The organism is Nitrosomonas oligotropha (genome assembly GCF_900106555.1).
In the GTDB taxonomy this organism is placed as follows: Bacteria; Pseudomonadota; Gammaproteobacteria; order Burkholderiales; family Nitrosomonadaceae; genus Nitrosomonas; species Nitrosomonas oligotropha_A.
The window spans coordinates 1-13263 of the sequence record NZ_FNOE01000051.1; the positions used below are offsets into that span (position 1 = coordinate 1).

The 13263-nt window shown below is 50.4% G+C and carries 14 protein-coding genes; 12 read left to right on the top strand and 2 right to left on the bottom strand.

Annotated features, from left to right (window positions below; translation table 11 throughout):
• Both BLU57_RS15070 and BLU57_RS15075 read left to right on the top strand, forming a co-directional pair.
• On the top strand, positions 1-399 hold a 399-nt coding region (locus tag BLU57_RS15070), incomplete at its 5' end, for an integrase core domain-containing protein (protein WP_143026948.1).
• Positions 400-731: 332 nt separating this feature from the next.
• Positions 732-1331, top strand: coding sequence for an HNH endonuclease family protein (locus BLU57_RS15075; protein WP_090322691.1), 600 nt, complete (start codon positions 732-734; stop codon positions 1329-1331).
• A gap of 23 nt (positions 1332-1354) precedes the next feature.
• Here the strand turns inward: BLU57_RS15075 and BLU57_RS15080 are convergent, their stop codons facing one another.
• On the bottom strand, positions 1355-3703 hold the full coding sequence (locus tag BLU57_RS15080; protein WP_090322694.1) for a heavy metal translocating P-type ATPase: 2349 nt from the start codon (positions 3701-3703) through the stop codon (positions 1355-1357).
• A gap of 476 nt (positions 3704-4179) precedes the next feature.
• Here BLU57_RS15080 and wrbA point away from each other — a divergent pair, with 476 nt between their 5' ends.
• The 10 genes from wrbA to BLU57_RS15120 all read left to right on the top strand — a co-directional run bounded on the left by wrbA (position 4180) and on the right by BLU57_RS15120 (position 12996).
• Positions 4180-4782, top strand: a complete 603-nt coding sequence (gene wrbA / locus BLU57_RS15085) for an NAD(P)H:quinone oxidoreductase (protein ID WP_090322696.1) — start codon at positions 4180-4182, stop codon at positions 4780-4782.
• A gap of 66 nt (positions 4783-4848) precedes the next feature.
• On the top strand, positions 4849-5016 hold the full coding sequence (locus BLU57_RS16760; RefSeq protein WP_256206328.1) for a hypothetical protein: 168 nt from the start codon (positions 4849-4851) through the stop codon (positions 5014-5016).
• 18 nt (positions 5017-5034) lie between these two features.
• Positions 5035-5667, top strand: coding sequence for a DODA-type extradiol aromatic ring-opening family dioxygenase (locus BLU57_RS15090; RefSeq protein WP_256206331.1), 633 nt, complete (start codon positions 5035-5037; stop codon positions 5665-5667).
• A gap of 22 nt (positions 5668-5689) precedes the next feature.
• Complete coding sequence (locus BLU57_RS15095; protein ID WP_090322699.1) at positions 5690-6019, top strand: c-type cytochrome; 330 nt, start codon at positions 5690-5692, stop codon at positions 6017-6019.
• 14 nt (positions 6020-6033) lie between these two features.
• Positions 6034-6981 carry a hypothetical protein gene (locus BLU57_RS15100; RefSeq protein WP_090322700.1) on the top strand — a complete coding sequence of 316 codons (948 nt, stop codon included), beginning with the start codon at positions 6034-6036 and terminating at the stop codon, positions 6979-6981.
• Between the two features lie 12 nt (positions 6982-6993).
• Positions 6994-8538, top strand: coding sequence for an FAD-binding oxidoreductase (locus BLU57_RS15105; RefSeq protein WP_090322703.1), 1545 nt, complete (start codon positions 6994-6996; stop codon positions 8536-8538).
• 48 nt (positions 8539-8586) lie between these two features.
• The gene (locus BLU57_RS15110) at positions 8587-9699 is read left to right on the top strand and encodes an NAD(P)-dependent alcohol dehydrogenase (protein ID WP_090322706.1); all 1113 of its coding nucleotides are present in this window, start codon (positions 8587-8589) and stop codon (positions 9697-9699) included.
• Positions 9700-9766: 67 nt separating this feature from the next.
• Positions 9767-11269, top strand: a complete 1503-nt coding sequence (locus BLU57_RS15115; RefSeq protein ID WP_090322709.1) for an aldehyde dehydrogenase family protein — start codon at positions 9767-9769, stop codon at positions 11267-11269.
• 101 nt (positions 11270-11370) lie between these two features.
• Entirely contained in the window at positions 11371-11508 is a 138-nt protein-coding gene (locus BLU57_RS16135; protein WP_176776473.1) for a hypothetical protein, read from the top strand.
• Between the two features lie 222 nt (positions 11509-11730).
• A complete protein-coding gene (locus tag BLU57_RS15120; protein WP_090322711.1) occupies positions 11731-12996 on the top strand; it encodes a nucleotide disphospho-sugar-binding domain-containing protein in 1266 nt (421 codons plus the stop codon).
• Between the two features lie 35 nt (positions 12997-13031).
• On the opposite strand, the gene BLU57_RS16140 is transcribed toward BLU57_RS15120, so the two are convergent.
• Positions 13032-13263: hypothetical protein (locus BLU57_RS16140; protein ID WP_176776474.1), on the bottom strand; the 232-nt coding region annotated here is incomplete at its 5' end.

Genomic DNA, 13263 nt, shown 5'->3' on the forward strand with positions numbered 1-13263 from the left:
CTTCCCGATAAAACCCAGCATAGTGCAGCTTGCTTTCTCACAAGCACTGTTGCTCAATGTCCTTACCAGATCGACTATGCTTATTCTGACAACGGTAAAGAATTTAAAGGAACTGACAGCCACGCTTTCGTCAAAGCTTGCAGGCAGCACGGTATCGGTCAGAAGTTTACCCGCATCAATCGTCCGCAAACCAACGGTAAAGCTGAGCGGGTTATCCGCACCCTGATGGATATGTGGCACAGCAAGATTCACTTTAAAGACTGCGCCGATCGGCACATTCAGCTTCTCCGTTTCATTAATTTCTACAATACCGTTAAGCCTCACAAGAGTTTGAATAATGCCACCCCTTATGAAATACTCACCGCTTATTTCAATCAACCTATCTGTAAACAACTCTGAGATTTCTTACATCTGAATACTGCGCTGAGCAAATTGCATAGGAATGATCGGAAGCGCTATTTACGCAAACTGGAACACTACAAGTTTGATCCCTTTAAACTTAGTAGATTAACAATCAAACCGGGGTTGCAATCGCTGCAGTTTCTTAAATCAACCAAATATGCACCATCCGTAATGACGTAATGTTTTCGCGTGGGGGCTGTTGGTTTTGCTTGGTTTAAACGAGCACGGCAGCCTCATCAAAAATCAATGTTTATTCTTATTTTTACTAATTTTACTGTGTACTACGAATTTGTAATAGCTGCCTTGTTTCATGAGAGATTGCTCGAAGATTGAAAAATTCTGTTTTCGTATCCTTAGCAATTGCAATCTTAGTGGTAATTTCCGGTTGTGCGGTAGAAAAGCGGGTTACGCCTCAACAGGAATCAATTACCGCCCCCGCTCCGGTTAGTCCCTACAATCGCAAAGACTGGCCGCACTGGATTGATGCCGATGGGGATTGTCAGAACACACGGCAGGAAATGTTGATCGCTTTCAGCCGGGTGCCGGTCAAATTCAAGGATGCTAGACACTGCACGGTAGTATCCGGCGAATGGTTCGGCGTGTACACGGGCAAAACATTCACCAAAGCCTCGGATGTCGACGTTGATCATATCGTACCCTTAGCTCATGCACATCGGCACGGTGCGGATAAATGGACACGCGATCAGCGCCGGGCGTTTGCCAATGATTTTGAAAATCTCGTGGTCGTTGATGATGCGGCCAACCAATCCAAATCCGATCAGGCACCACATGAATGGTTGCCGCCACGAAAGGATTACTGGTGCGAATATGGCAGGCGCTGGTCTCGTATCAAGGAAAAATATCGGCTGTGGTTCAGCAGCCGGGAGCGAGAGACGTTGGGTGTGTTGGCTGAGACTTGCTGGAGATAGTGGAGAAAATAATCAGCCTATCGCTATAGTTTGGTCGCACGCAACCGTAAGGCATTACCGATTACACTGACCGAAGATAGCGCCATCGCCGCTGCCGCGAGGATTGGCGAGAGCAGAATGCCAAGGAATGGATAAAGTACCCCAGCTGCGATCGGTACGCCAGCCGTATTGTAGATGAAGGCAAAAAATAGGTTCTGGCGAATGTTCCGCATTGTCGCCTCGGAAAGTCGTCGTGCCCGGACGATGCCCAGTAGATCGCCGCGCAGCAATGTCACACCAGCGCTTTCGATCGCGACATCGGTTCCGGTACCCATAGCGATGCCTACATCGGCGGTGGCCAGCGCTGGAGCATCGTTGACGCCATCACCTGCCATTGCGACCACGCGCCCCTGTTTGCGCAACCGTGCCACGATCGCTGCCTTCTGGTCAGGCAACACCTCCGCCTCCACCTCGTCAATACTAAGACGTCGAGCAACAGCCGCAGCCGTAGTACGGTTGTCACCAGTCAGCATAACGATGCGAATTCCATCGGCATGCAAAGCATCGATAGCGGCAGGGGTCGTTACCTTTACCGGATCGGCGATGGCAACGATACCGGCAGCTATCCCGTCGATTGAAATGAAGATTGCTGTCGCCCCATCCTGACGTAACGCATCTGCTTCCGTTTCCAGTACCCCGGCATCAATACCTTGCTCTGCAAGAAATCTTGCGTTACCTACCATAATCTGGTGATCATCGACGATCCCGAGCACGCCCTTGCCGGTCGGCGAGTCGAAGTTGGTCGCTTTGGAAAGCAATATCGATCGTTCCTTGGCTACAGCGACAATGGCGGCGGCCAGTGGATGCTCGCTTCCCTGTTCCAGACTGGCCGCGAGACGCAACAACTCAGTTTCGTCGATATTACCAGTAGGACGTATTGCAGTGACCCTAGGTCTACCTTCGGTCAGCGTGCCGGTCTTGTCGATCACAATTGTGTCAACCTTTTCCATGCGCTCCAATGCTTCGGCATTTTTGATCAAAACACCTTCGGTCGCACCCCGCCCGATACCAACCATGATCGACATCGGTGTCGCCAAGCCCAATGCGCAGGGACAGGCAATGATCAGCACACTGACGGCTACAATCAGAGCATAACTCATGGCCGGCGGCGGCCCCCAGACCGACCAGGCGGTAAAAGCGAGTACGGCAACCAGGATGACTGCCGGGACGAACCAGCTAGCAACAATGTCCGCAAGGCGCTGAATCGGTGCGCGTGAACGTTGCGCTTCCGATACCATATGAACAATCTGCGCCAACATCGTGTCGCGCCCAACTCTCTCAGCGCGCATTACGAAACTGCCCTGGCCGTTGATGGTGCCACCGATTACCTTGTCGGCAGGCTGCTTGCGAACCGGCATAGATTCACCGGTTACCATCGACTCGTCAATATTCGAGCTACCCTCGATTACTTTACCGTCAACGGGTACCCGATCGCCGGGACGAACCCGAAGGCAATCACCTACTATCACCTGATCCAGGTTAATCTCCTTTTCTGCATCGTCATCGTCAAGACGACGGGCCGTGGTTGGTGATAAGTTGAGTAAGGCTTTGATCGCACCAGAGGTGCGTTCGCGTGCCCGCAATTCCAACACCTGACCCAATAGCACCAGTACGGTGATGACTGCCGCTGCTTCGAAATAAACTGCGACTGCCCCATCGTTGCTGCGGAAGGTATCAGGAAAGATATCGGGTGCAACGGTTGCCACGATGCTATAGAACCAAGCGACCCCGGTGCCCATCGCGATCAGTGTGAACATATTGAGTGCGCGGTTCTCAATCGATTGCCAGCCACGCACGAAGAACGGCCATCCCGCCCACAAAACGACTGGTGATGCCAGCAGTAGTTGCACCCAATTACCAGTTTGTGCTGCTATTAGATGCGTCAATCCGATCAAATGTCCACCCATCTCCAAGATGAATACCGGCATGGTCAATGTGAGACCGATCCAGAAACGCCGGTTCATATCAGCCAGTTCCGGATTGGGCTTATCGTCGAGTGACACTTCCGCCAGTTCCAGTGCCATACCGCAGATCGGACAGTTTCCCGGCCCGACTTGCCGGATTTCCGGGTGCATTGGACAGGTATAGATGGTGTTGGATGCTGGTTTTTCGACTGGAGCCTTGCTCGCCAGATAGTTATCGGGTTCAGCCACGAACTTATTGTGACAGTGGATCGAGCAGAAATAGTAAGTATGCTCACCATGCACAACGTAATGTTTCATTGTCTGCGGATCGACTTGCATACCACAGACGGGATCAATCATTACCGCATGCTGATTTGCGTGGCGATCGTGACTATGCTGTGTATGGTCGTGATGATCGGTATGGGTCATACTGTGTAATCCTTATAGAACAGACACTAATGTGACTCGAAATAATTGCGATTGATCACATCGGTCTAGTTGCAGCTAACCGGCTGCATTGATCAGTTAGAGGTAAGGAGACAAAAAAACACTCATACAATCACAGATGACGGTATCTGGAATCGAATACGCTGTCAATCCAACAAGGACTTCGTGAAGGATTTATGTTACGGCAAAACCAATTGTATTGTTGTAACCTTCATGACAGACGCTCCTCTCTGATTCAGCAGTATTATTTTGGCAATGTAATGAGGTTTAGATCAGTGGACACATATCTCACTATTTTTTCTTCCGTCGTGCAGGTCTGGTATGATGAATTCAGATTGACTAGTTTTCTTTTGACACAGAAGAATATTAGAAGTATTTCCGCAATAGATTGTTTCATTTTGATGGTGTAATTTCTTACTGAACTTACTTCACGATCACATGAAATCAGGAGATATAACATGGCAAAAGTTCTCGTTCTCTACTACAGCATGTATGGTCATATCGAAATTATGGCCAATGCAGTGGCCGAAGGTGCGCGCAACGTCGAAAACACCGAGGTTGCCCTTAAACGTGTCCCCGAACTGATGTCGGAAGAAGTGGCGCAAAGGGTTGGTGCCAAGCTGGATCAGCCAGCACCGATTGCAACGGTTGATGAACTCCCAAATTATGATGCCATTATCTTCGGTACGCCTACACGCTTCGGCAATATGTGCGCGCAAATGCGCAATTTCCTGGATCAGACAGGCCGGTTATGGCTTAACGGCGGGCTGATCGGTAAAGTGGGCAGCGTGTTTACGTCGACCGGTACGCAGCATGGCGGTCAGGAAACCACGATCACCTCGTTTCATACTACCTTGCTGCATCACGGCATGATCATCGTGGGCGTTCCCTATTCCTGTCAGGAAATCATGAACATGAATGAAATCACCGGTGGCTCTCCCTATGGCGCTAGTACGCTGGCCGGTGGCGATGGCAAGCGTCTTCCATCAGACAATGAAATAAAAATTGCACACTTTCAGGGCGCTCACGTTGCGCAAGTGGCCAGCAAGCTGGCTCGCTGACGGAAAGTTTGGAGAAAGAGAATGCGCACACTCTCCCATACTTTCCAATCGTAGAGATTTCAAACGATGAACCCAAAATCGCCAGCGCTTTCGCCCGTTCTGTTTTTACCGCACGGTGGCGGGCCATTACCGGTTCTCGGTGACAAAGGGCATGAAAAAATGGTTTCTTTTCTAAAGGAAATCACCAGTGAGCTGGGTGAGCCAGCAGCGATTTTAGTCATTAGCGCACACTGAGAAGAGGAACAAGCAACGATAACCAGCAACAGCCATCCCGAAATAATCTATGATTATTATGGATTTCCTGCCGAAGCCTACACCATTCAATATGCAGCACCGGGTAATCCCGGGTTGGCGAAGGAAATTCACGCATTGTTAATGGCGAGCGGTATACCGGCGAGGCTTGATGAGCAACGAGGTTTTGATCATGGATCGTTTGTGCCGCTCAAGCTTATGTTTCCGCAAGCCCGGATTCCATGCATTCAGCTATCGTTACTCAAAAATTTGGATCCGAGAAAGCATATCGCTCTTGGAGAAGCGATTGCATCGCTGCGAGAGAAAAATATTCTGATCATCGGTTCAGGCATGTCATTTCATAATTTGAAAACGTTTTTCTCTAACAATATCGATAGCAGCAAAGAAAATGAAGGATTTGATCACTGGTTGATTGAAACATGCACTGATCCAGCGATTTCATCCGAAGTGCGCGAACAACGATTGATCGAATGGGAAAAGGCGCCGTTTGCCCGGTTTTGTCATCCGAGAGAAGAGCACTTATTGCCCTTGCATGTTTGCTATGGTATCGCTTGCGCCGGTTCTTCCATGGCCAAAGTTGTATTTAATGAGCAGATTATGGGCAAGAAAGTGACGGGCTTGCTATGGCAGTAGGATCCTGGAATGGAGAATTAACATGAAAAAAGCGAAATTGGTAAATTGCATATTCGGCTGTCTAGTTGCAATCATTGTTACGATAAGCAGCGCATGGTCGGCACAGGATGAGAAAAACAGCCCAGGGTTTGCGTGGAAGGATGGCGCAGAAATTTACACCAAAATTTGCGCATATTGTCATGAAGCCCATGTAGGACCGCAAATTCGCAATCGCGAACTTCCCGCAGCCTACATCCGCGCAATCGTGCGTAATGGGAACCGGGCCATGCCAGCTTTTCGTCCTTCGGAAATCGACGATGAATCATTAATCAAACTGGCGGATTTCATTTCAAACAAAGAAGCTCAGCATTAAGGAGACCACATTCTATGGATGAAAAGCGGCGTATCCTCATCAAGGGCATGGTGACTGGCGGAACCTTGCTAGCCTTCGGTATTCCCACCATCGCTCAAGCAGCATCCATCAGCCAAACGCTCTCCGGCAGCACGCGCAACTGCCAGCTGTTGCTGGGAAACACCCCCATCGATGAAGCATTTGCCAAAGGTGCTCAAGCCGCTTGCAGCCGCTACATCAATTACCATCACAGTACATTACCGGCATTCCCATTAGAAGACGCGCTATTAACCAACCCACTACGCATCGTCGATTTATTGATGCAATCCCGGAATATGCGTTGGATTGCCGTTATGGATTACGCCAGCGCAGCCATATTCACTGAATTGGTGAGGAATTTTGAAGGACGTCTGCTTTCATTGGGCTCACACATGTCTTCATCCGGCGATGACGCTTCCTTTCCTACACGACATGTGTGGACTAGTGCATCACCGCTATATAGCTCCGGAAGATTGCTGGCTTCCTTGCTCAGTCAGAATCAGCATGATTTCTCCATTGTCGAAAATTTTCTTGAACAAACGGCAATTGATCGTGCAATGAAAGATTCTTCGTTAGCGGGTTTTTCGTCTTATTGGTTGGCAGAGCAACCCGCAACTCATTTGCATTGCGCCGGAGTATCTCCGCTGGAAGTCGGTCAACTGATTGGTTGGAAAACATCGGAAAATTGGAAATCGGTATCATCCCGGAGCGATGAATCTTCCAATGATCGAGACAAAACAACGGCGGGTGCAACAATTAAGCAGCTCCGGTTTGACAACTGGATAGAAGCTACCGGTTATGCGGTCGTAGCCACTGCATTGGGCATGGAAACGCATCAGGAATCTTGTTCCAGCCGCGCATTTGTACATCGATCTAGCCAGCGCAATCCAGATCATCGAGAGTTACCGGGAAATCATTTTGTTTCGTTCGTAATCGACGTGTAGGGAGAACACAGCATGGCCAGTCAATATATCGCATTGCCCAAAGGCGTATCGGAAAAAAACTTCAATGCGGCCATCCGTGATTTTCGCAAGGTCCTGGGCGATACTTCCGTACTCACCAGCGCGGAACAGCTTGCTCCCTACATCAAGACCATGATGCCGGTTCCTGATGGCGACCATACGCCATCCGCAGCATTACTGGCCACCACCGTCGAGCAAATCCAGAAAATCGTGGCGATTTGCAATCAGTACAAAGTGCCGGTCTGGATGATTTCCACCGGAAAAAATCTGGGCTATGGTTCGGCCGCTCCGGCAGAGCGGGGTCAAGTAGTGCTTGACCTCAAACGCATGAACCGCATCCTTGAAGTAGATAAGGATCTGGCCTTTGCCTTAGTTGAACCTGGTGCCACGTATCAGCAGCTCTATGATTACATCAAAGAACACAAATTGGGTTTATGGCTATCCATGCCCGCCCCTTCCGCCATTGCCGGACCAGTGGGTAATACGCTGGATCGGGGTGTCGGCTATACGCCTTATGGCGAGCACTTTTTGTTCGCTTGCGGCATGGAGGTCGTGCTGGCGAATGGAGAAGTGTTGCGTACCGGCATGGGCTCAATGCCCAATTCCAACACCTGGCAGGTATTCAAATGGGGCTATGGCCCCTACCTGGATGGCATATTCACGCAATCCAACTATGGCATCGTCACTAAATTCGGTTTTTGGCTGATGCCTGAGCCGCCGGCATTCAAGCCGTTCGTCATCCAATACCAACACGAAGAAGACATCGTGGAAATCGTAGAAACGATCCGGCCGCTGCGCATCAGCGGGGTCATTCCCAACGCCGTGGTCATTGCCCATGCGCTGTATGAAGCGCCGGTAAAAGCCAAGCGGAGTGATTATGTATCCGGGCCGGGTTCAATCCCGGATGAAGCCGTCTACCGAATCATGAAAGATCATAAACTGGGAATCTGGAATGTGTATGCCGCGCTCTATGGCACGCAGGAACAGATCGATGTGAACTGGAAGATCGTGACACAGGCATTCGGTGAATCCGGCAAGGCAAAAATTCTGACGGAGCAGGAAGCAGCGGATGATCCTGCATTTGCTTACCGCGCCAAGCTCATGCGTGGAGAAATGACGTTGACGGAATTTTCGCTGTATAACTGGCGCGGAGGTGGTGGGTCGATGTGGTTTGCGCCGGTCTCGCAAGCGCGCGGCAGTGAAACCCTCAAACAAATGGCACTGACCAAGCAGATATTTGCCAAATACGGATTGGATTATTCCGGCGAATTCATTGTCGGCATGCGCGATATGCATCATATCGTCGACGTGCTGTACGACAAGACCGATCCTGAACAGACGAAAGCGGCTTACCAGTGCTTCGACGAACTGCTGACCGAATTTTCCGCGCGAGGGTATGGCACTTATCGCGTCAATACGGCCTTCATGGATAAAGTCGCTGAAACCTATGGTCCGGTGCAGCGGAAAGTACACAAAACGCTCAAGAAAGCGCTAGATCCCAATGGCATCATCGCGCCTGGGAAGTCAGGCATTCGCTAACTTTATCCTGAGCAAGCATGAAATAACGATTCCAAAGCGGAGGTGCATGTGAAAACAATCAAGGCAGCCGTTGCCCGCCAGCCAGGCGGCCCTTTCCGGATAGAAGAACTGATACAGGATGAGCCACATTTTGATGAAGTGCGCGTGCGCATTGTAGCAACAGGAATGTGCCATACTGATATGGTCGCGCGCGACCAGCTTTATAAAGTGCCGCTTCCCATCGTGCTTGGGCATGAAGGATCGGGGATAGTCGAGCAAATCGGCAGCAACGTGAAGAAAGTCGCGGTTGGCGATCACGTGGTGCTGACTTATATGTGGTGCGGTCACTGCAAGCCTTGCTTGAATGGTGATTTGACTTATTGCGAGCATTTTTATGCCTTGAATTTCAATGGCGCACGCGAAGATGGCAGCACGTCAACCTTCACAGCCGGTAACACTGCGGAACCCATTCACGATCATTTCTTTGGACAATCGTCCTTTGGCACCTTTGCGCTGGTGCATGAGCGTAACGTCATCAAAGTACCCAACGATGCGCCCCTGGAGTTGCTCGGCCCGCTGGGTTGCGGCATCCAGACCGGCGCGGGAGCCGTGATAAATGCACTCAAGGTGAGTCCGGGCAGCAGTTTCGCGGCTTTTGGCGGCGGCGCAGTAGGGCTCAGCGCCGTGATGGCGGCACGGGCCGCCGGCGCCACGACCATCATCTCGGTGGACGTGGTACCTGCACGATTGGCTCTGGCGATGGAACTAGGCGCAACTCATACCATCAACAGCCGGGAAACCGATCCCGTCGAAGCAGTTCGTCAAATTACCGGCGGTGGTGCTGATTTCGCGTTGGAATCCAGCGGACGCCCAACTGTGCTGCGTCAGGCCATCGATGCGCTGGCTATCCGGGGAACATGCGGCATCGTTGGCGCACCCGCCTTGGGTACGGAAGCGAGTTTCGATGTGAACGGCGTGATGACGACGGGGAAGCGCATTATCGGCATCATCGAAGGCGATAGCAAACCCGATCTTTTCATTCCGGCGCTCGTTGAGCTTTATCAGCAAGGAAGATTTCCTTTTGACAAGCTGGTGAAGTTTTATTCTCTCGATCAAATCAATCAAGCCGCCGAAGACAGCGAGAAAGGCATCACGATTAAACCGATTATCCGGCTGCAGTAAAATTTACCAACCTTCCTCCGAGCAACTTCAACTAGATTTTGGGTAAAACAAACAGGAAAAATGCATTATGGAAAATAAAAAAGAATCCCCATCGCCTTATTCAAATTTCGATCAGCTATTGATCAATGGTCAATGGCGTCACGGCAAGGGAGCAAAGGTTCTAAGCGATTTGAATCCTTACAACGGCACTATTCTTGCCGAAATTCCACATGCCAATCGCGATGACATGGATGAAGCCTATCGTGGTGCCGCCAAGGCGCAGCACGAATGGGCGGCATTACTGCCGGGCGAGCGCGCAGCCATCATGCGTCGCGCGGCGCAGATCATGGAAGCACGGCGCGAAGAAATTGTGTCATGGATCATTCATGAGTCCGGTGGCACGCGCATTAAAGCCAATCTGGAATGGAATGCCGTGCATGGCGTGCTGCTCGAGGCAGCCACGCTGCCTTATTTGGTGGAAGGCCGGATTCTGCCCGCCGATATTCCCGGCAAGGAAAGCCGAATGTACCGTAAACCCGTCGGTGTTGTCGGGGTGATCAGTCCTTGGAATTGGCCATTCCAGCTTACCGCTCGTTCCGCAGCACCCGCGCTCGCGGTCGGTAATGCTGTCGTGGTTAAGCCAGCCAGTGATACTCCCATAACAGGCGGATTGTTGTTTGCAAAAATCCTTGAAGAAGCAGGATTACCTCCGGGTGTACTCAGCGTTATCGTGGGCGCAGGCAGCGAGATTGGCGATGCCTTTGTCACTCACCCTATTCCTCGCGTCATATCGTTTACCGGCTCGACGCCCATTGGCCGCAATATCGCAAAGTTAGCGGCTGAGGGCCCCATGCTAAAGCGTCTTGAGTTGGAGCTGGGCGGGAATGGCCCGTTTGTGGTATTGAATGATGCCGACCTGGGGCAAGCTGTGGAAGCTGCCGTGTTTGGTAAATTTCTTCACCAGGGCCAAACCTGCATGAGCGTCAATCGCTTTATTATCGAGGATCGGATTCACGATGAGTTTGTGGAACGCTTTGCCGATCGTGTGCGCCAATTGAAAGCAGGTGACCCGGATGCGCCTGATACGATGATCGGACCCATTATCAATAAATCCCAGTTAAGTGGCCTGCAACAACGGATTCACGATGCCATTTCAGCAGGGGCGCATCAAATGGTGGGCGGCGAAGCGCAAGGATTAGTACTTCCACCGCATGTATTTTCTCAAGTCACCAATCAGATGCCGCTGGCGCAAACCGAATCATTCGGCCCTATTGCACCAGTGATACGCGCACACAATGAAGCCGATGCATTGAGTATCGCCAATGACACCGATCTTGGGTTGGCTGCCGCGGTGTTTACGCAAGATGTCGAACGCGGTCTTCGGTTCGCACAGCAACTTGAATCCGGCATGGCGCATATCAATGATCAGCCGGTCAATGATTTACCTTACAATCCCTTCGGCGGTGAAAAGAATTCAGGAGTCGGCCGTTTTAATGGCGCTTGGGCTGTGGCAGCATTTACAACTGATCAATGGATCAGTATCCAGCATATGCCTCGTCACTACCCCTTCGATGCCCGGAAGATCACATAATCGAAAGAAGCGTTAACTGATATTCAAGACGCCAAAAATAGAAAAACCTAATGTATAAGAATTCCTAGCGTTGTTTTTCGGTATTCAGGAGGATGCTGTAAATGAACATTACACAAACATACCCGTTAACCTTATTGGATCGCCAGGAAATCTGGCGACTTTATCAAACCCGGTCAGAAGTTACCCGTGTCCATCGTTCGCAAACCAACTGTAAAGCCGAGCGCGTCTTTGCAACCTGATGGACATGTGGCACAGAAAGATTCACTTTAAAGACAACGCCGATCGACGCATTCAGCTTCTCCGTTTCATTAACTTTTGCAATACCGTTAAGCCTCATAAGAGTTTGAATAATGCCACACCTTATGAAATACTCTTCGCTTATTTCAATCAACCTTTTTGTAAACAACCCTGAGATTTCTTACACTTAAACCCGTAAAATCTTTTGAGGTGGGAATCGAAATATGAGCAGGATTAAACGTGCAGTTGTGATGGCAGTGGGCTCGGGGGGTGATGTCGCTCCAATGGCATCGGTTGCCGCCAAGCTCGCAGATCGTGGGCTGGAGAGCAAGTTGCTTGCGCCAGAACGCTACCAGCATTTTACCGAAGGTACAACGGCAAAATTTCAATCGATCGGAGCGGATGAAGTATTTTCAGAAGTTTTTGATGGAAATGACATTTGGCATCCGTTGAAAGGATTTGGCGCAGCATGGCACTATTATGGTGCAGCCATGCGTTCAGGATTCCAGATACTGCGTCAGGGCTGGAATTCTACCGATACGATTCTTGTGAGTTCATCATTTGCGGTCGCGGCACGCCTCGCGGAGGAGCTTGATGGTTACCGCAATACGACGGTACATCTATCTCCCTCAATCATTTTCTCTGCACATCAGCCATCTAGGTGGCCTTCTTTCTCCATACCCCCGGCTTGGCCTCATTTCATGAAGCGCTGGATGGTGAACGCCGCAGAGCGGTGGGTTACTGATCCTGTGATAGGTGAGCAAATCAATCCATACCGCATAGCGCTTCGTCTTTCACCGCAAAAACATTTCTTCTCCAAATGGCTGCATTCGCCTCAGCGTGTAATTTATGCTTTCCCTAAATGGTTTGCTGCGCCAGCCGAAGATTGGCCAGTCAATGGCGTATTGGCTGGATTTCCAGACGGGATCAATCGCAACCATCTGCTGCCTGATAAATTGGAATCCTTCTTGCGCGATGGAAACGCCCCTGTGGTTGTGATTACTACCGGTAGTGCCGTGGCGTCAAGGCCAAGTTGGGTAGATCGCATGATCGATTTCTCGATTAACCAGGGTGCGCGCGTTGTGGTGATCGGACCAGTTTCACATGCAGATCGAGAAGATAAGTTTGTTTGCCGGATTCCCTTCGCACCTTTCGAAGCGCTACTTGGCCAAACCCATTTGATTGTTCATCATGCCGGTATTGGCACGATGGCTGAGGCTATGCGTGCCGGGCTACCACAATTATTAGTACCGATGGCGCATGATCAAGCCGACAATGCAGCCCGGCTCCAAAAGCTGGGCTTTGGACGAAAGATTGATCCGATTACGAATTTTGCTGACATCGAAGCAGCTTGGCATTGGGCTTTCAATCCCAATACCAGAAAAGCTCTCCAGGAGGCAAAACAAAAAATCAGTGCTGAGGGTGACGGTGCAAATCGGATTGTAGAGATTGTACTAGCCGATCTTAGTAATGAGAAATTCGAAGATTAAGCGTATAAAAATCCCAACAATAACCAGAGTTTCAGTCATTTTTCTATACGACCGACAGCAAATAAGTCAACGTCGGCCACAAAATATACAAATCCCCACTTCCAGCAGAAACTGAACACCGATCCCTGGCAATCTGCCGGATACCCGATGAGTCCGACAAAATCAGCGCGCTGGGCGTAATCCTTCTGACGCACGTCCAGTGTTTGATACGACCACTCAAGCAGATGATGGCCGCCGATTCCGGTTGGCTTAGATGTTCGGTCAGTT